General features: G+C 61.4%; 19 protein-coding genes. 11 read left to right on the plus strand and 8 right to left on the minus strand.

Features of this window, described 5'->3' with window-relative positions; genetic code table 11:
- Positions 1-156: 156 nt before the first annotated feature.
- The 6 genes from EJ074_RS10305 to EJ074_RS10330 all read right to left on the minus strand — a co-directional run bounded on the left by EJ074_RS10305 (position 157) and on the right by EJ074_RS10330 (position 4,378).
- Positions 157-663, minus strand: coding sequence for an NAD(P)H-dependent oxidoreductase (locus tag EJ074_RS10305; protein WP_207210062.1), 507 nt, complete (start codon positions 661-663; stop codon positions 157-159).
- 23 nt (positions 664-686) lie between these two features.
- On the minus strand, positions 687-1,157 hold the full coding sequence (locus EJ074_RS10310; RefSeq protein WP_095809018.1) for a DoxX family protein: 471 nt from the start codon (positions 1,155-1,157) through the stop codon (positions 687-689).
- Positions 1,158-1,168: 11 nt separating this feature from the next.
- The gene (locus EJ074_RS10315) at positions 1,169-1,954 is read right to left on the minus strand and encodes a DNA-binding domain-containing protein (RefSeq protein WP_129553262.1); all 786 of its coding nucleotides are present in this window, start codon (positions 1,952-1,954) and stop codon (positions 1,169-1,171) included.
- Positions 1,941-2,975 carry a DUF692 domain-containing protein gene (locus EJ074_RS10320; RefSeq protein ID WP_129553263.1) on the minus strand — a complete coding sequence of 345 codons (1,035 nt, stop codon included), beginning with the start codon at positions 2,973-2,975 and terminating at the stop codon, positions 1,941-1,943. Before EJ074_RS10320 ends, EJ074_RS10315 begins: the two co-directional genes overlap by 14 nt.
- Positions 2,976-3,018: 43 nt before the next feature.
- On the minus strand, positions 3,019-3,288 hold the full coding sequence (locus tag EJ074_RS10325) for a DUF2282 domain-containing protein (RefSeq protein ID WP_095809015.1): 270 nt from the start codon (positions 3,286-3,288) through the stop codon (positions 3,019-3,021).
- A gap of 232 nt (positions 3,289-3,520) precedes the next feature.
- Positions 3,521-4,378, minus strand: a complete 858-nt coding sequence (locus tag EJ074_RS10330) for a hypothetical protein (RefSeq protein WP_129553264.1) — start codon at positions 4,376-4,378, stop codon at positions 3,521-3,523.
- Between the two features lie 199 nt (positions 4,379-4,577).
- Here EJ074_RS10330 and EJ074_RS10335 point away from each other — a divergent pair, with 199 nt between their 5' ends.
- The 6 genes from EJ074_RS10335 (at position 4,578) to EJ074_RS10360 (ending at position 8,900) form a co-directional block, all read left to right on the plus strand.
- On the plus strand, positions 4,578-4,853 hold the full coding sequence (locus EJ074_RS10335; protein WP_129553265.1) for a hypothetical protein: 276 nt from the start codon (positions 4,578-4,580) through the stop codon (positions 4,851-4,853).
- A 190-nt stretch (positions 4,854-5,043) separates the two neighbouring features.
- Positions 5,044-5,319, plus strand: a complete 276-nt coding sequence (locus EJ074_RS30165) for a hypothetical protein (RefSeq protein ID WP_095809063.1) — start codon at positions 5,044-5,046, stop codon at positions 5,317-5,319.
- Between the two features lie 174 nt (positions 5,320-5,493).
- The gene (locus tag EJ074_RS10345) at positions 5,494-6,408 is read left to right on the plus strand and encodes a LysR family transcriptional regulator (RefSeq protein WP_095809013.1); all 915 of its coding nucleotides are present in this window, start codon (positions 5,494-5,496) and stop codon (positions 6,406-6,408) included.
- A gap of 191 nt (positions 6,409-6,599) precedes the next feature.
- Positions 6,600-7,100, plus strand: a complete 501-nt coding sequence (locus EJ074_RS10350) for a cupin (protein WP_129553267.1) — start codon at positions 6,600-6,602, stop codon at positions 7,098-7,100.
- Positions 7,101-7,190: 90 nt separating this feature from the next.
- Entirely contained in the window at positions 7,191-8,393 is a 1,203-nt protein-coding gene (locus tag EJ074_RS10355; RefSeq protein WP_129553268.1) for an MFS transporter, read from the plus strand.
- 81 nt (positions 8,394-8,474) lie between these two features.
- A complete protein-coding gene (locus EJ074_RS10360; protein ID WP_245454869.1) occupies positions 8,475-8,900 on the plus strand; it encodes a DUF302 domain-containing protein in 426 nt (141 codons plus the stop codon).
- Positions 8,901-8,962: 62 nt separating this feature from the next.
- On the opposite strand, the gene EJ074_RS10365 is transcribed toward EJ074_RS10360, so the two are convergent.
- Positions 8,963-9,874, minus strand: coding sequence for a LysR family transcriptional regulator (locus tag EJ074_RS10365; protein WP_095809009.1), 912 nt, complete (start codon positions 9,872-9,874; stop codon positions 8,963-8,965).
- A 257-nt stretch (positions 9,875-10,131) separates the two neighbouring features.
- On the opposite strand from EJ074_RS10365, the gene EJ074_RS10370 reads away from it, so the two are divergent.
- From EJ074_RS10370 to EJ074_RS10390, 5 genes are all read left to right on the plus strand, one after another.
- Entirely contained in the window at positions 10,132-10,914 is a 783-nt protein-coding gene (locus tag EJ074_RS10370; RefSeq protein WP_095809008.1) for a 3-hydroxybutyrate dehydrogenase, read from the plus strand.
- A 22-nt stretch (positions 10,915-10,936) separates the two neighbouring features.
- Positions 10,937-12,088 (plus strand): patatin-like phospholipase family protein, encoded by a 1,152-nt coding sequence (locus EJ074_RS10375; protein WP_129553270.1) that lies wholly within the window; start codon positions 10,937-10,939, stop codon positions 12,086-12,088.
- A gap of 39 nt (positions 12,089-12,127) precedes the next feature.
- Entirely contained in the window at positions 12,128-13,522 is a 1,395-nt protein-coding gene (locus tag EJ074_RS10380; RefSeq protein ID WP_245454824.1) for an NAD(P)/FAD-dependent oxidoreductase, read from the plus strand.
- A 119-nt stretch (positions 13,523-13,641) separates the two neighbouring features.
- Positions 13,642-14,988, plus strand: coding sequence for an NAD(P)/FAD-dependent oxidoreductase (locus EJ074_RS10385; protein ID WP_095809006.1), 1,347 nt, complete (start codon positions 13,642-13,644; stop codon positions 14,986-14,988).
- Positions 14,989-15,129: 141 nt separating this feature from the next.
- Positions 15,130-15,834 (plus strand): peroxiredoxin-like family protein, encoded by a 705-nt coding sequence (locus EJ074_RS10390; RefSeq protein ID WP_129553271.1) that lies wholly within the window; start codon positions 15,130-15,132, stop codon positions 15,832-15,834.
- On the opposite strand, the gene EJ074_RS10395 is transcribed toward EJ074_RS10390, so the two are convergent.
- The gene (locus EJ074_RS10395; protein WP_095809004.1) at positions 15,818-16,723 is read right to left on the minus strand and encodes a LysR family transcriptional regulator; all 906 of its coding nucleotides are present in this window, start codon (positions 16,721-16,723) and stop codon (positions 15,818-15,820) included. The two genes, EJ074_RS10390 and EJ074_RS10395, sit on opposite strands and share 17 nt — an antisense overlap.
- Between the last annotated feature and the right edge of the window lie 526 nt (positions 16,724-17,249).

The raw sequence follows: 17,249 nt of genomic DNA on the forward strand, positions 1-17,249 counted from the left end.
TTCGGATACGCTATAGTAGGAGCGTCTGCGAGCCCCAGGACGCGTTCACGGTAACGCTCAAGGAAAATCCGGCGTTCACCGTCGCTGATGCGCGCAGGTGCGTGCACAAGGAAAGGCTCGATCACGGTGAAGCCGACAAAGTAGAGCATACCGTGGTTAATGGGGAACAGGATCGAATCTATCGGGCCATTCACCTCGGTCGGAATAGATCGGTGGCGGCCCGCCGATTGTCACGGAACACATCGCGCGTTTTCCGGCAAAGACGCCGCGATCATACCATTTGCCGCCGCCATAGATGCGGCGACCCGACGCGAACACCCGGTCCACCCACCCTTTCAGGATCGCCGGCAGCCCGAACCACCAGAGCGGAAACTGGAGGATCAAGGCGTCGCACCAGAAGAGCTTGTCCATCTCCGCCTGGATGTCGGGAGCAAACCCGTCGTGGGCAGCCGCATTCGCCTCCTCAGCCTGCTGGCGATAGTAGGTCGCGTCGCGCACGGTCGTGAAGTTGCGGCGATCTGATACGGGGTTGAAACCCATGGCGTAGAGGTCGGAGACAACGACCTCGTGCCCCGCCCCAGACAGCGCGCCCTGTGCCTCTCGGGTCAGGGCGCCATTGAAGCTGTTGGGCTCAGGGTGTGCGTGAACGATGAAAATGCGCACCTGCTTTCACCCGCCGAAAATGTTCATTTTCTGGGGAGGGTTCGCTCGGCCACATAGTCGAGCGAGAAGACACCGGCGCCGCGCGTCAGAACGAGAAGCAGCAACGAGGCCCAGAGCAGGTGCTCGGCCCAGTTTTCCGGATAGACGAAGATCTGGATGACGGAGACGACGCCGAGCAGCATCAGGGCCGCAAGGCGCGAAAACAGCCCGAAGAAGACCAGCACCGAGCCCGTCAGTTCCGCGGTCGTCGCCAGCGGAGCCGCGATCGAAGGGTCGATGAACGGCAGGTTGTATTCGTTGGCGAACAGTTGCAGCGTCACCGGCCAGGATGCCAGCTTGCTCTGCGCCGACTGCCAGAAGACATGCGCGACCGCGACGCGTGCGGCGAGCTGGATCAGCGAAAACGGAGTGTGTTCTGGAAGCTTGATAATGCGCCTGTAGAGGCCGACAAGGCCGGCCGGGTTGGACGAGGATTGCTCCGATATTGCGGTCATGATTGTCTCCGTCAGTTTGAGGGGGAATTCGCGGCGACGCGCACGTCAGTGACGAGCCTGTCGCGGAACAGACGCACGAGGGCCGAAACCAGGTCGAAGGCCGGGTCGAGCGCCAAGGCGCGGCCAGTGGCATGCTCGAGGCCGAAGCCGTGTTTCAGCGAATGCCAGAAGGCGAAGTTCGCGCGGTCGAGCAGAAAAAGCCGCACGTAGTTCCCCGATCGCCACAACGCCACGCGTTCGGGACGCCTTGCCCAGGTGATGTTTTCGTCGACCGCCGTCTCTTGTTGATGCGCCTTCCATACCGACAGGGTCGACCAGTGCGAGACGATCAACCGCAGCGAGGGCTGGAGCTGGATATCCGGCGACAGCCCAAGGTCGGTGTTGTCATATTCTGCGAGGCTGCGGGGCGGCAGCGACGCCGTGTCGAGCGCCTCCGCTATGGCCCATTCGAGACGCGCCGTTTCGGCGACGATCGGCATGTCGGACAGCGTGTCGATCGTTTTCAGGAAGCGTGGAAAGCCCGCGCCATAACGTGCCAGCCGCGACTCCACTGGCGGATGCCGCCGAATGAATTCGCTCGCCGCAAAGCGGAAAAAGCGTTCGTCGACGAGGCGGACGGTCACGGGAAACACCGCCATCAGCGCTGCTGTCAGGGAACTGCGCGTGTTGTTCTGGTAAATCCGCAGACGCGCCAACGGATCTGCCTTGCCGGCAGTCAGCATATTTGCGGCGACCACTGGCTCCATGGCCAGCACTGACCGCGCCATGGTGGTCTGCAAGTGTTCAAGCGGCAGCATGGTATTCCTCCTCGATTGAGACAAGCGCCGCGGACATGCACGGCCTGGCGCACCTGGCAGCGGCAAACGCCGCAAGGACGGGCATGCCGGTCGGCGCTTCGTTTTGGACGGAAAGGTGGATCAGCGTCGCACGCGTTTTTGTCGTTTGCTCGCGCCGCGTGGCTTGCTTGCGGTTGAACATGATCGAAGCGGTCAGCATGTCGGCCCACATCGCTTCGCCAAGCACCACGTCGAGAACGGGAACGTCGGTGTCCCACTCGATCAAGGTCGGTCGCGGGCCAAGCCGCTCTATGGCATGCTGGTAGAGCGCCCAGACGACCGGCGGCACGCGCGAGCCATGGTCGTCGATGAGCACGGTGTCGGTTCCGACCTGGTTGGTTGCATGGCCGGCAAGGTGGATTTCTCCGATCGCCTCGGCCGGCAGTGCATCGATGAAGGCCTTGGCGTAATATTGCAGATTGTGTGCCGAGACCTGGACGTTGTTTACGTCGAGCAACAAACCGCAGCCGGTCTGTGCCACGAGCTCGGCGAGGAACTCGGCCTCTGTCATTGATGAGTCGGCAAACGCGACATAGGCGGATAGATTTTCGATCAGCACCTGCCGCTTCAGCGTATCCTGGACGGTCTCGACATTTCGCGCCACGATCGCCAACGCTTCTTCATCGTAGCGCAGCGGCAAGAGATCGTTGAGATAGGCGCCGTCGGCGACGCTCCAGGCGAGATGCTCGGAAACCAGATCGGGCTCGAAGCGCTCGCAGACCTTGCGCAGCCGCTCCAGATGATCGTGATCCAGGCCTCGCGCGCTGCCCAGCGACAAACCGACGCCGTGCACGGAGAGCGGGTAGATCTGGCGAAGTTTTTCCAGCGCTTCGACGCCGGCGCCGTCACCCATGTAGTTCTCGGCGTGGACCTCGAGCCAGCCGGCGGACGGCCGCCGTGTCAGCATCTCTGCGATGTGGGGCGAGCGAAGACCGATGCCCGCCGATGCGGGGATCGCGAGTGGCGAAAAAATAGTAGACATCGGTCTCCTCCTTCTAATCTGGTCGCTCGAGGTGAAAAGTTGACTAGGCCTTCGGCTTGTCGCTGCCGCCCGCGATCTTGGCGCAGCTGCCGGCGGGCACGTAGAGCCAGGAATCCGGCTGGTTGTCAGCGGTGGCGGTGCCGGCGCAGGAATGCGTCGCGGTCTGGCAGTCGTTCTGGCCGGCCTTGACGACGCCGTAGCATTTCTCGAAGGCGAAGCTCGGCTTGGCCGCAGGACCGCTATATGCCGCCGTCGCGGCGAGCGAGGTGGCGGCTGCAAGGGCCGATCCGATGAGGGTCTTGGTGCTGATCACAGGCTTGTCTCCTGGTTGACGTTTCGAGAGAAAGACCGGCCTCGAGGCCCGTCTGCAGATCAGTCTCTCTGATCGTGGCGCCGAGCTGAAATGCTGTCTCGGCATGGAATTGATACGCGGCCACTATGTTCAGGAGAGCGGTAAAAAAGGCCCTCCGGCCGGGGAACCGGAGGGCCCGGCGCCTGCATTCGGGAGTATGCGAAGCAGGCGCGGCTAGGCGGGAGGGAAGCGCCTAGATGTATTGGGTTCTGCAGCCGACAGCCGGGCGTTCGTCGGCTTCGAAAAGATCAGTCGCAAGCCAGTCTTCGGCACATTGCCGACCTCTGTCACGCATGTCGGTCAGTTCGCCCCAGTCGATCCAGGGTCTGACGAAGAGTGCAGCCCCTGCTCGGTATTGACTGTCGAAGATGGTGTGAACCGGCGCGCATTTGGTCGCGCAATGGGTGGAGGAAAAGCTGCGATCCGGACAAAGCGTCGTGAACAGCGAAGGCCTGCCCGCGATGATCAGGCGGTGGCTCGTTTTCGGTGACCGAGCAGACGGCAATTGCCAGATGTCGCCGTCCCCCCAATAGCTATCGCCGTCGATTTCCACAGGCGGGGAGACGAACGGGACGGTGGCTGCCGCCACGATCGCGTTGATCGACAGATGCTCACCGGAAAATATCTTCACAGCGTCGGTGCGGGCATTGACGGCCAGGACGGCCAGTTTCGCCGAGCAGTCTTCGTTACTGATCTGCTTGAGGCCGATCGACTGTTCCAGCATCGATCGAAGCAGGCTCGTTCTGTCGATGGCGAACATCGAGGCATGGCTGACGCGCCGCCAGAAATTGGCGAGTGCCGTCCGCGCGCCACGCCTGCCGCCGACGCTCAGCCCATAGGCAAAGACCGCCGCCTGCATCGCTGCAAAGCCGGACGCGGTAACGCCGCTGACGCCGCAGTTCGGCTCGTCCAGCAGCCGATCGAGCACCCCCCAGACGAAAGCGGCATGGGCGTCGTTTGCCAGCACGATTTCGATCGTCCGGCTTTCCACACCAGGATCCGGTATTGACGTGACCGCTTGAACTGTTCTCGCTGCGGACTGGGCAAGCATGATTGGTCTCCATCCCGAGGGCGCCAACAAAGGCGACTGGAGAGAGACTGCCGCATCTTTTTCTTCTGCCGAAATGCCAAGCTGGCATGAAGTCCATAGGCAGATTGCATTGGCTGCCGACCCTCACACGCCGCACTCTCCATTCCGATCAGGCCGGCGTTGCCGTTGCCAGAGCTACAGCCTGTCAAGGAGAGGAATGATGAGAAGACGACTTACCTGTGTGGCCGCGCTTGCGATTGGCCTTGGCGCGAGTTCCGCGCTCGCCAACCCGTTCACCGATTTCGCTGCGTTGCCGACCTTCTATACGGACGCCACGATGAAGACGATGAAACCGATGGCTGGCTTCAAGAGGGCCTGGTTCGCCCTGTCAAAGCATGACCGGGTCAAGATGACGAAGGCGTGCAATGAGCCGGCGATGAGCAGGACCCACGCCCAATTCTGCGCCAACGTGCTTGCTTTGAGCGGAGCCAACTAGCGACGCGTTCGTAAGCATCTACGGGATGCACAGCCGGCATAACCTTGATATGCAGATGGCATTGGCAAGTTACTAGTCGATTGTCGCAAGATCGACGTCAGCAAATAGGAACGTCTAGATTCCGAATTACTGTCGAATCAATCAATAGGTTGTCGGTATGACGACCACCAAATCAGATAAGGACTTTAAAATGGATCTCAAAGCTATCTGCCTTGGCGCTTTTGCCCTTTCGGTTCTTGGCGGCGCCGCGTTTGCCGGCGTCCTTGACGAACCATCCAACATGCAGCCCTTCTTCACCGATTCCGGCATGAAGACGATGAAGTCGAGCGCCGAGTTCGAGACGTCGTGGAAGGCCACGCCGAAGAAGACGCAGGATGCGATGATGAAGGAATGCAACGACGCCGCAATGAGCAAGCCGCATGCGCAGTTCTGCGCCCAGCTCTTTGCCCTCGGCCATCACAGCTGACACTTCCCGGGCGCGTCACCCATAACCAGACAGTTGGATGGCCCGGCCTTGGCCCGCCATCGTCGCATGACGAAAGGCTATCGACTTTATAGCCCCCGCGCATTGGCGTGATCCGGTCCATTGCGGCAGTCTTGGAGCATGCAAATGCATCTATGCAGCTGAGGGACGATACGCATGGACATCCATCACATCCGCTACTTCCTGGCCGTTTGCGAGACCAGGAATTTCACGCGCGCGGGCGAAAAGTGCAACATTACCCAACCGGCACTGTCGCGCGCGATCCAGCAGCTCGAGGATGAGGTCGGCGGCCTTCTGTTTCGCCGCGAGCGGAACCTGACGCATCTCACCGATCTGGGCGCTTTGCTTCGCCCCAGATTTCAGCAAATCCTCGACGAGGTGACCGGCGTGCGCCAGGAGGCTTCAAGGTTTCTCTGCCTAGAGAATGCAAACCTCAAGGTTGGCGTGATGTGCACGATCGGTCCACGGCGATTTACCGGTCTGCTGACGGACTTCAACCGGCGCCAGCAGGGCATCCAGCTGCAGCTTGTCGAGGGCGTGCCGGCATCCCTGTCGCAGCTGCTGGAAGCGGGCGAGATCGATGTCGCCATCATGGCGTCCAGCAACAGTTTTCCGGAGAGATTCGATGTTACGCCGCTCTATCGCGAGCGGTTTGTGCTTGCGTTCCCCAGCGGGCATCGGCTGGCCCGCAATGACAATGTCGCCATCTCGGAACTCGACGGCGAGAACTATCTTAGACGCCTGAACTGCGAGTATCGCGATTATCTTGCCGGTCTCTGCAATGAACGCGGTGTGAAGCTCAGAATCTCCTACGCCAGCGAACGCGAAGACTGGATCCAAAACATGGTCTCCGGGGGGCTGGGCATCTGCTTCATCCCGGAATTCAGCGCCGTCATCCCGGGATTGCAGATCAGGCCCGTTATCGATCCGGAGGTTTGGCGGGAGGTATCGCTTGTCGTTGTGGCAGGGCGCCGGTTCTCGCCGGCCACATCAACCTTCGTCAACAGCGTCAAGGCGCATAGCTGGCCCGAAAGCGGTATCGATCTGTCGGTCAGGAAAACGGCTGCATAGCAAATCGAAGAAAAAAACCGACGCCATGACTTATGTCGTGGCGCGGATGCCCGCGTCGGTATGATGATCCACGATAGCTTTCAGGTATCGATTTAAGAGCCAGTCAGCATTTCTCTTTCGACGAGGCTCCGGTCACTCTCCTCGTCATGCCCCGCCTCCCGCGATTGGGCACCTACAAAGGAGAAATAGACATGGCTTCCAAGACTATTGCATTGCGGGTGCCGCTGAAGCTGGCGCTGACACTCGGACTTCTCACCGCGACCGCCGCATTTTCCGCGGCCCCGGCCTTCGCGGGTGACTGCCCTGCCGGCCAGGCCGCCACGACCGATATCCAGGAACATCCCAGCAAGCCGGTCGGCGTGACCGACACCGTGCTTTCCGCAATCGATTTGAGCAGCAAGGGCGAGGCCTGGAAAGGCAACATGCTGCGCCTTCGCAAGCTCGTCGTTCAGCCCGGCGGCGTCGTGCCGTGGCATGAGCACAATGTCCGCCCGGCAAACATCCTGGTCGTCGAGGGCTCGATCACCGAATATCGCAGCACCTGCAAGGTCGGCATCGAACATCCGGCCGGCGACGCGACGGCCGAATTCGGCCAGCTCGCCCACTGGTGGAAGAACAACGGCAAGGTTCCGGCCGTCCTCTATTCGGCCGACGTCCTGCCGCCGGCGATGCATGAAGACCACATGATGTGAGCCGCCCGTCGCGGTGAAGATATCCCGGCATCAGAAACCAAAAACCCGTCCTCGGGCGATTGCCTGAGGACGTGGCAAACGGAGCCCGTCATGACGACCAGTGAACATTCCGAACCGACGCGGCTTCGCATGGTGGCCGCGGACAGCTGGCGCTTCGGCCTGATCGCGCTGATTGCGTTCCTGACGCTCGTCGACCTGTTCGCCACCCAGGCCATCCTGCCTTCGCTGGTGGTGAAATTCGGCGTCAGCCGCGCCACCATGGGCTTCGCCGTCAATGCCAGCACCTTCGGCATGGCGGTGGCCGGGATTGCCGTCGCTCTCTTTGGGCGCGGCATTGATCGCCGCAACGGCATCTGGATCAGCCTGGCCATCCTGGCGATCCCGACGACGCTGCTGTCACAGACAGACAATATCGTCGTTTTCGCCCTGCTGCGCGTGGCGCAAGGCCTCTGTATGTCGACAGCCTTCACCCTGACGATGGCCTATCTGGCCGAGCATTTTTCCACGCGGCAGACTACGAGCGCGCTTGCGGCCTATGTGACCGGCAATGTCGCCAGCAACTTTTTCGGCCGGTTGTTGTCGGCGGCGGTGGCCGACACGTTCGGTATCTCTACCAACTTCCTGACCTTCGCCGCGCTTAATCTGCTCGGCGCCGCGGTTGTCTGGTTCACGCTGCAAAAGACCTCGGCAATGATGCGCGCCGAACTGGACGGCCAGCCTGCCCGCGCCGCCTGGAAGGCCCCGTTGCGGAACGTCGAGCTGCGTGCCTGTTTCGCGATCGGCTTCCTGATCCTCTTCGTCTTTATCGGCACGTTCACCTATGTGAATTTTCAGCTCGTCGCGGTGCCGATTTCGCTCACACCAATGGCCTTGGGCGCCGTTTATTTCGTCTTTCTGCCATCGATGCTGACCACCCCCCTTGCCGGCCGAGTCGCAGCGAGCCTTGGCCCCAGGGGAGGGATCGGAGCAACGCTTTCATTGGCGATCGTCGGCTTGCTTCTGCTGCTCGTGCCAAATCTTCCGATCGTTCTCGCCGGGATGGCGCTCGTTGCCGTCGGCACTTTCCTGGCTCAAGCGATAGCCACGGGACATGTCAGCCGCACCGCGTCGCGCGATCGCGCCGCCGCGAGCGGCATCTATCTCGCGTCCTACTACGGCGGTGGGCTCGCCGGCAGCTTCCTCATCGGACAGATCTACGACCGTGTCGGCTGGACTGCATGCGTGGCTGTGCTTGCTGCGGTTCTTGCCGGTGCGATCGCGATCGCGCGCGTGCTGCGAACGCCCAAGGCCTGAGACCTGAAATCGAAACTCAGTTATCCAACCAAGGAGACCGACATGACCAACCAACTCAAAACTCTGTTCGCAGGCGCCGCGATGCTGGTGGCGGTTGCCCTCCCGGCCGCCGCGTCGGACGGCGTCGTCACCGTAAAGAGCGACTACTCAGTCGCCGAAACTGTCGCCCGCATCAAGAAGGATGTGCTCAAGAAAGGCATCAAGTTCTTCGGCGTTATCGACCAGGCACAGCTTGGCAAGAATGCCGGCAACGACGTCAGGCCGTCACGGCTCGTCATGTTCGGCAATCCGGCGCTCGGCACGACCTTCATCACATCCAACCCCGAGGCCGGGCTCGACTGGCCCGTGCGCGTGCTGGTCTACCAGACTGCCGACGGTTCGGTTTACGCCGCCTACAGCGATTTCGACTGGATCGCCAAGCGGCATGGCATCACGGATCGACCCGCACAGTTCAAGATGGCGACCGAGGTCATTCAGTCGGTGACCTCAACCGTCAAGAAAAACTGACGGACGGGAACGTAGCCGGATATCCGGTGGCTTAGGCATGCGAGGCATGCTGCCCGGCGAACCTACTCGGCGGCGGACAACGCCTTAACCCGCTCGCCGAACCACTTCTTCTGCGTGGCCTCGCGCACCAATGCGCCGACCGCGGGCGAATGCCTGCGGCCGCGCACTGTGACGAGATTGACCTCTCGCCAGAATTCCGGCTCCGTGATCGGCAAAGGCACCACGCCAGGATGCTTGACGGTATGCTCGGGCATGAATCCGAACCCAAGCCCTGCGGCGATCATCGCCAATGTCCAGTCGTCGCGATCGCTCCAGTAAACCGGACTGACTGTGACGCCCTGCTCGGCAAGGATGGCATCCGCGTAACCCGCGAACTCGCAATTGTTGCGGTGAATGTAGCTTTCGTTGCTCATATCCTTCACCCGCACAACGCGCTGGTTGGCTAGGCGATGGGCCAGGTGGACAGCCATAACCATCTGCTCCTGGAAAAGCGGCAGGGAGTGCACTTCCTCGTCGGGAACGTCTGAAGGCAAGGCATATATGGCCGCCTCGAGTTCGCCCTCGAGCAGCCTTTTCCTGAGGCTCACCGCGTCCGCGTCGCAAAGATGCAATTCGACGCCAGGGTGATGCGCGCGAACGGCCGCGATGAGCTCTATGATCTCGTCCGGAGCGATCGTACTCATGATGCCGACCTTGAGCGGCATCTTCTTCAGGGTCACATATTGCTCGGCAATCTGCTTTGCCTGGCGAGAGTTCTCGAAAACGCCTTCGAGATAGGTCTCGACCATGCGGCCGAGCTCGGTGAGGTGAGTGAATCGGCGCTCACGGTGGAAAAGCGGTCCGCCGAATTCATCTTCCAGAAGTTTGATGGCGCGCGACAGCGCCGGCTGCGTGACATTGCACTGCTCGGCCGCCCTTGTGAAATTCAGCTCCTTGGCGACGGCCAAGAAGTATCGGACCTGGCTGATCTCCACTGCACGCTCCCCTCAATGGACGCGCATACGGCACCGCCCGCGTTTGCGGCGCAATCTTACTAGCTGCCGCTACGTCAAACAACCCGACCGGTCGTTCGACATCCAGTGGCCTGAAGCCAACGATCTGACCGTCAGCTATCGAATCCATGTCTCAACGGCATTTCCGCAGCTTGCAGCGGTTCAGCATACTAATCGTGAGATCCAGAGCCGGCGCGCGCGGCCATCGCTCATAGCGGCTCAACCAGAAGGACAAGACGATGCTCAAAGGCAAGACAGCGCTCATCACCGGTTCGACCAGCGGCATCGGGCAAGGCATTGCCGAAGCCTTCGCGGCCACGGGCTGCAACATCGTCCTCAACGGCTTTGGCGACGTCGCCGAGATCGAACGGCTGCGGGCCAGGCTCGCCGCCGATCATCAGGTTGCCGTTCGATACGACGATGCCGACATGAGCAAGGGCGACGCAATCACCTCGATGATGGACAAGGCCATCGCCGAGTTCGGCGCCGTCGACATACTGGTCAACAATGCCGGCATTCAGCATGTCGCGCCGATCGATGACTTCCCGATCGAGAAATGGGAAGCGGTCGTGGCGATTGATCTCATGTCTTCGTTCTATACGATCCGGCGCGCGTTGCAGGCGATGAAGGCGCGCAAATGGGGTCGCATCATCAATGTGGCCTCGGCGCACGCGCTCGTCGCATCTCCCTATAAGTCGGCCTATGTCGCAGCCAAGCACGGTGTCGCCGGCCTGACCAAAACGGTAGCCCTGGAGGTTGCCGAGCAAGGCATCACGGTCAACGCCGTTTGCCCCGGCTATGTGCTCACGCCGCTTGTCAAGAAGCAGATACCCGACACGGCCAAGGCCCGTGGGATCACTGAGCAGCAGGTGATCAACGATGTTCTCTTGGCCGCGCAGCCCACCAAGCAGTTCGTCACCGTCGAGCAGGTTGCTGCGCTCTGCCTGTTCCTAGCGTCGGACGACGCGGCCTCTATCACCGGCGCGGTGATGCCGATCGAAGGCGGTTGGACCGCTCACTAGACCTGCAGGAGGAGCGAACGCCATGAACAAGATCACGCAAAACCTGTCGGTCCCGCAAGCGGAACCGGCGACAGCCCATCAGGACGACGTCAAGCGTCAGACCGTCCTTGTCCTTCAAGGCGGCGGCGCGCTCGGCGCCTATCAGGCCGGTGTCTATCAGGCGCTGGTGGAGGGCAGCATCGAACCGGATTGGGTCATAGGCACGTCCATCGGCGCCATCAATGCCGCGCTGATCGCGGGGAACAAGCCCGGCGATCGTCTGCCCAGGCTTCAGGAATTCTGGGATGGCGTCAGCCGGAGCAGTCCATTCGATGAATTTTTCCGAATGATGGTTCCGAGCAACATCTTTGCCAATATGGGCACGCTGATGCGCGGCATCCCCGGGTTCTTCGAACCAAACCTGAGCGCCATGTTTGGAGTGAACCGCGAGGTCGGTGTCGAGAGCGCGTCCTATTACACCACGGACCCGCTCAAAAGGACGCTGAACGATCTGGTCGATTTTGACTACCTCAACGGTCGCCACACGCGGCTGACGGTCGGCGCGGTCAACGTCAACACCAGCGAACTCAAATACTTCGATACGCGCGAGATGATCCTGGCGGCGGCGCATATCATGGCGTCAGGCGCCTTGCCGCCGGCGTTTCCGGCGGTCTGCATCGACGGCGAGCCGTATTGGGACGGCGGCATCTATTCAAACACGCCGATCGAGGTGGTGCTCGATGCGCGACCGCGGCGAGACGCGCTGATCTTTGCCGTCAACATGTGGCAGCCGCGCGCCACCGAGCCGAAATCGATCTGGCAGGTCATGGGGCGGCAGAAGGATCTTCAATACGCCAGCCGCGGTCGGAACCACGTTGCACGGCAGGAGCAACTGCATCGGTTACGGCATGTCGTGCGCGAAATGGGAAGGCTCGTGCCCGAGGAGCGTCGCGAGGATCCGATGTTCAAAGAACTCGCCTCCTATGGCTGCCCGTCGGTGATGCACCTCGTCCGCCTGCTTTCGCCGCGACTGGACGGCGAGGACCACACCAAGGACATCGACTTCACGCGTTCGGGCATCCGCACCCGCTGGCAGGCAGGATACGAGCACGGGCAGCGCGTCCTCGCGGACAAACCGTGGGAGTGCGAGGTCGACATGCTGCAGGGCATCGTCATCCACGAATCCCAAGAGTGACCGAGAAAAACGCGTCCTGGAAGGCGGCGGAGCACACCAATGCAGATCATCACCCCCGGCATGCGGTTGATTCCGGAAGCCGTGCTTGCCAACGACGCGGCGCTCTTCCGCACGATCCCGGAGACTCCCTCGCACGCGGACAAGTCACTGCATCGCGTGGTCATTGTGGGCGGCGGCGCGGGTGGCCTGGAACTGGCGACGCGCCTCGGCCGCAAGTTCGGCAACCGGCGGCTTTCCGTCACGCTTGTCGACCGAAACCGCACTCATATCTGGAAGCCGCTTCTGCATGAGGTGGCATCCGGCGCCTTGAGCGCGTCGCACGACGCGGTGGAATACATCGCCCATGCCAGCCGCCACGGCTACCGATACCGCATTGGCGAGGTTGTCGGCCTCGATCGTGCCAAGCGCCAAGTCTTCGTCGCGCCTAGCTTCGACGATGACGGTCGCCAGATCATCCCGCCACGTGTTCTTGGCTACGACACGCTGGTCATGGCCGTCGGCAGCGTCAGCAATGATTTCGGCACGCCGGGCGCCGCGCGCCACGCCATTTCGCTCGACACCGCTGAGCAGGCCGCCCGGTTCAACAAGCGGATGATCGACGCATGCCTGCGCGCCAATGCGCAATATGAGCAGCTGTCGCCTGGCCAACTCCATTGCGTCATCGTCGGCGCCGGCGCCACCGGTGTCGAACTGGCGGCGGAACTGCACAAGTCGATGCGGGAGATTGCGTCGCACAATCTCGACAACATCGATTTCGAAAGGCTGATCCGCATCACCATCATCGAAGCCGGGCCGCGGATCCTGCCCGCGCTGCCCGAGCAGATGGCGCGCGCAACGGCACGTTTGCTGATCAAGCTGGGCGTCCAGATACGATGCGGGATCAGAGTCACCGAAGTGACTGAAGACGGTATCCAACTTGTCGAGAAGCTCTTTATGCCTGCCGAATTGGTCGTCTGGGCCGCCGGCATCAAGGCGCCGGAGTTCCTGCAGAGCCTCGATGGTCTCGAAACCGACCGCATCAACCGCCTGATCGTCGACGAAACCTTGCGGGCGGCCGGAGACGAGAATGTTTTCGCGATTGGTGACTGCGCGAACTGCATTCTGCCAGGCGAAGAAACCGCCTTGCCGCCGCGAGCCCAGACGGCCCACCAGCAGGCAGACCACATGGCCAAGGTGATTGCGGCGCGTCTCGCGGGGAATGCAGCGCCGGCTTATCGCTACCGCGACTACGGTTCCCTGGTCTCGCTGGCCGACTACGGTGCGTTCGGCAGCCTGATCGGAGGGCTGAAGATCGAAGGTCTCGTTGCGAGGCTCCTCTATCGCTCGCTGCACAAGATGCACCTCAAGGCGGTGCACGGACTGGCGAAGACCATGCTGGCTTCGATCGGCGAGATGATCGTCAGGCGCGCCAGACCGCGGATCAAGCTTCATTAGTGCGTTTCACCGTTTCACGGAAACGGCGAAACGCCCTATCTCCTTGTTTTTGCGCAATTCCGGACGGAAAACCGCTCACACTTTTCCTGGAATTGCTCTAGCGCGGCGGAGGCGGTGCGATGGAAAAGTATGACGTCGTGATCCTGGGCGGTGGCAATGCCGGAATGGGCGTCACGGTCGCGACGCGTGCCGCCGGACTTTCCGTTGCCATGATCGAGGCTCGCGATCTCGGCGGCACCTGTCCCAATCGCGGCTGCACGCCGAAGAAGGTGCTGGTCGCGGCGGCCCACGCGCTCGACGAGATCGCAAGGGCCGGCGCTCATGCAATCAAGGTCGAACCGCCGAGGCCCGATTGGCGCGCCTTGATCGAGCGGGAAAAGGACATCATCAGGGACATCCCATCCCGACTGTCCGGATTGATGGCCAAGCGAGGCGTCGATGTCATCCACGGCGAGGCCGCATTCGTCGCCAGCAATGTCGTCCGCGTCGGCACCCGAGAGCTCGAGGCCAAAAACATCGTCATTGCCACCGGCTCGAAGCCGCGCCCGCTGTCGATCCCGGGGTCGGAATTTCTGACCACGTCCGACGATGTTCTGAGCGATCCTGTGTTGCCTCGCGCTGTGGTGTTCATCGGCGGCGGCGTTATTGCCTTCGAACTGGGTCACGTCTATGCGCGCGCTGGCGTGGAGGTCACCATCCTCGAGGCGCTGCCGCAACTCCTTGGAGGCTTCGACGAGGATGCCGTTGCCCAAATCCGTGCCGAGAGCGAGCGGCTGGGCATCAGGGCCCATACGAAGGCTTGGGTCAAAAAGATCGAAGATGCCGACGGGCGACTGCGGGTGAGCTTTGCGAAGGATGGCGCCGAATGCAGGATTGACGCTGATCGGGCCGTCAATTGCGCGGGGCGCGTGGCCAATGTCGAGGGCCTCGATCTTGGGGCGGGTGTCGTCGTGCATCGCGAAGGCCGCATCGAAATCGACGAGCACCTGCGCTCGCGTTCCAATCCAGACGTCTATGTCTGCGGCGATGCCGTATGGAACTCTCCGCAACTTTCGCCGGTGGCGACCTATGAAGGCGGGATCGTCGGCCGCAATATCGTCGATGGCCCGAAGCATCGGCCGGATTACAGTCACATACCTGCGTCTCTCTACAGCATTCCGGCTGTGGCGGCCCTCGGTTTGACCGAGGCCCAGGCGAGGGAACGTGGCTTCAACATCAATGTCCACCTGAACGACATGCAGGGATGGCTCTCTGCCAGGACCTACGCTGAGCCGGTCGCATGGTCGAAGATCATAGTCGAGGAAACGACCGACAGGATCCTTGGGGCTCACGTGGTCGGCCATGCCGGCGAAGAGCTGATCCACATCTTTGCGCTCGCGATGACGCACGGCATCACGGCACGGGAGCTATCTGAAATGATCTGCGCTTTCCCGACCTTCACAGCGGATATCAGGAACATGATGTAACGCGTCGGCCCAGGCCGGCGAACTAGGACACAGACCTGGCATGTGTCGATGCACGCAGGGCATCGAAACCATGCAGGAAAAACATGGCGATTGCCGAGGGGTTACGGTGTTAGGCTGTGCGGGACGTGTGAAAGTGCAGACATGGCCGCCGACGACCAGGCAATGACATTCGAGCAGTCCGTCCAGGCAGCCATCGAGCTGGATGCGCCTCTCAATGAGCGGCTGGGGGTGATTGCCGCGGCTGTTCGCCGCCTAAACTCGGAATTCGCTGACGCCGTGGAGCGACTGGTGGACCGCCTCGAGAAGCAAGGCGCCGGCACAATGGCGCCGACTGCGGGCGAAGCCATGCCTGGTTTCCTGCTGCCTGACGACGATGGCAGGCTCGTCAGCCTCGCGGAAATCCTGGCAAAGGGACCAGCCATCATCACCTTTCAGCGCGGCCACTGGTGCCCTTATTGCCGCTTGAACGCTATCGGGATTGTCGAAGTGCAGCGCGAGATCGCGGAGTTGGGCGGACAGGTGATTGCGATCATGCCGGAGCGACGCAAATTCGCCAAGGCTATGAAGGCCTTGGTCGGAGCACAGTTCCCGTTCCTGATCGACATGGACAACGGGTATGCGTTGTCGCTCAACCTCGCGATCTGGGTCGGCGCCGAAATGGAGCGGCTTATGGGACTGGGGCTCGACATCCCTAACTATCAGGGCAACAGCAGCTGGTTTATGCCCATTCCAGCCACCTTCATCGTCGGAACGAACGGGATCATTACGGATCGCTTCGTCGATCCGGACTACCGCCGCCGCATGGACATCGACGACCTGATCGCGGCGCTCAGGCGGGCTCGCTGACGCCGAAGGACGACCAGTCGGCCGCCCTCAGCAGATTCAGCAGCGTTGTCGCGACCGGCGCGCGCTGCCGGCCGGCAACCGCATAAACCGAAACGATCCTCGAGACATCCAGATCGCGAAGTTTGAGCCGGCGGGTGGTCGGGGATCGAGGCGCCGTAAGCGAGACAAAGCCCACTCCGGCGTTGGCTTCAAGCAGCGCCAGAAGATCCTGGTCGGTCTCGACTTCATGCGCGGTCCGGGGCATATACCCCTTGGCGGAAAGACAACGTGCGAGTTCCTCGCTCGTCTCCCAATCGATCCGGCTGAGCACGGGTTCGGCGGCAAGCTGCGCCAGCGCGACATCAGCCTCGTTTCGCCGGGCGAGCGGGTGATCTGAATTCACGGCGAGTTCGATCCCTTCCTGGAACAGCGGCCATATGTCCAAGCGATCCCAGGCCTGTCCGAGCGGACCGGCAATCGCCAACTCCACTTCACCGCCTTTCAGCGCCTCCACCACGGCCGCTGGTGAGCCCCGGTGGATCTTGAGATGCACGCCCGGGTAGGCCCGGAAGAGTTCGGTGAACGGCGAAACCAGAAGCGCGATGTTGACACTGTTAGAAATGGTGACGTTGAGTGGCGCGACGTCACTGCTTTGCACAGCCTTGGCCAATGACTTGGCGGAAGTGGCTGCATCATAGCACTGTTGCAGCAACGGCAGCATGCGGCGCCCGAGTTCCGTCAGGTGCGAGTGCTGACGCTCGCGCCGCAGGAGTTCTCCACCCAGTTCCTCTTCAAGCGTCTTGATCGCGCGCGTAAGAGCCGGCTGAGTGACGTTGCATTCCTCGGCCGCCCTGGTGAAATTCAACGTGTTGGACAGGGCCAAGAAATAGCGGACCTGCTGCATCTCCATGAACTTTCGCCCCCTCAGCGAAATGGTTTATCAGCGATGGCGCATATTGCGAGACTAACCCAATTGATCGCATTGGGCAAAGTGGCCTGCCACGAGGTTGCAGGAAGGTGGCTAAGGCCAGACAGGCGGCGTACACGGTTGGTGCCTCGACGCGCGGCGATATCCCTTTGGGGCGGAAATGGCAAAGCGAAAGGCACCGTCAGCGGCTGAACCGGCTATGTCGGCTTACGTTCCGATCGAATGAGCAATATGAGGCGCAAGGCAGACACGCCTTTGTGCACGCCGTTCTACGCCGCAGCACTCGCGCCGTTCGAAAGCACTGTACTTGATCCGGAATATGGGCGCAGATCGCGTCTGCCAGATCGGAGATGGAGATTCTCAGTCGAGCAGGAGTCAGATATGGACACGAGGCAACTCATACGGCAGCTAAAAATCGCCGCCGAAACTACGCTATTGCCGCCGTTCCCTCTACTCCCACTCGATTGCTCAAACAGCATACAACCCATTGAAATTACTGGAAAATACT

Source organism: Mesorhizobium sp. M3A.F.Ca.ET.080.04.2.1, from assembly GCF_003952525.1.
In the GTDB taxonomy this organism is placed as follows: domain Bacteria; phylum Pseudomonadota; class Alphaproteobacteria; order Rhizobiales; family Rhizobiaceae; genus Mesorhizobium.

Excerpts from the sequence above, each read along its gene's own strand:
- EJ074_RS10310 (WP_095809018.1), bottom strand. The coding sequence starts at position 1,157 with ATGACCGCAATATCGGAGCAATCCTCGTCCAACCCGGCCGGCCTTGTC.
- EJ074_RS10315 (WP_129553262.1), bottom strand. The coding sequence starts at position 1,954 with ATGCTGCCGCTTGAACACTTGCAGACCACCATGGCGCGGTCAGTGCTG.
- EJ074_RS10320 (WP_129553263.1), bottom strand. The coding sequence starts at position 2,975 with ATGTCTACTATTTTTTCGCCACTCGCGATCCCCGCATCGGCGGGCATC.
- EJ074_RS10330 (WP_129553264.1), bottom strand. The coding sequence starts at position 4,378 with ATGCTTGCCCAGTCCGCAGCGAGAACAGTTCAAGCGGTCACGTCAATA.
- EJ074_RS10335 (WP_129553265.1), top strand. The coding sequence starts at position 4,578 with ATGAGAAGACGACTTACCTGTGTGGCCGCGCTTGCGATTGGCCTTGGC.
- EJ074_RS30165 (WP_095809063.1), top strand. The coding sequence starts at position 5,044 with ATGGATCTCAAAGCTATCTGCCTTGGCGCTTTTGCCCTTTCGGTTCTT.
- EJ074_RS10345 (WP_095809013.1), top strand. The coding sequence starts at position 5,494 with ATGGACATCCATCACATCCGCTACTTCCTGGCCGTTTGCGAGACCAGG.
- EJ074_RS10350 (WP_129553267.1), top strand. The coding sequence starts at position 6,600 with ATGGCTTCCAAGACTATTGCATTGCGGGTGCCGCTGAAGCTGGCGCTG.
- EJ074_RS10355 (WP_129553268.1), top strand. The coding sequence starts at position 7,191 with ATGACGACCAGTGAACATTCCGAACCGACGCGGCTTCGCATGGTGGCC.
- EJ074_RS10360 (WP_245454869.1), top strand. The coding sequence starts at position 8,475 with ATGCTGGTGGCGGTTGCCCTCCCGGCCGCCGCGTCGGACGGCGTCGTC.
- EJ074_RS10370 (WP_095809008.1), top strand. The coding sequence starts at position 10,132 with ATGCTCAAAGGCAAGACAGCGCTCATCACCGGTTCGACCAGCGGCATC.
- EJ074_RS10375 (WP_129553270.1), top strand. The coding sequence starts at position 10,937 with ATGAACAAGATCACGCAAAACCTGTCGGTCCCGCAAGCGGAACCGGCG.
- EJ074_RS10380 (WP_245454824.1), top strand. The coding sequence starts at position 12,128 with ATGCAGATCATCACCCCCGGCATGCGGTTGATTCCGGAAGCCGTGCTT.
- EJ074_RS10385 (WP_095809006.1), top strand. The coding sequence starts at position 13,642 with ATGGAAAAGTATGACGTCGTGATCCTGGGCGGTGGCAATGCCGGAATG.
- EJ074_RS10390 (WP_129553271.1), top strand. The coding sequence starts at position 15,130 with ATGGCCGCCGACGACCAGGCAATGACATTCGAGCAGTCCGTCCAGGCA.
- EJ074_RS10395 (WP_095809004.1), bottom strand. The coding sequence starts at position 16,723 with ATGGAGATGCAGCAGGTCCGCTATTTCTTGGCCCTGTCCAACACGTTG.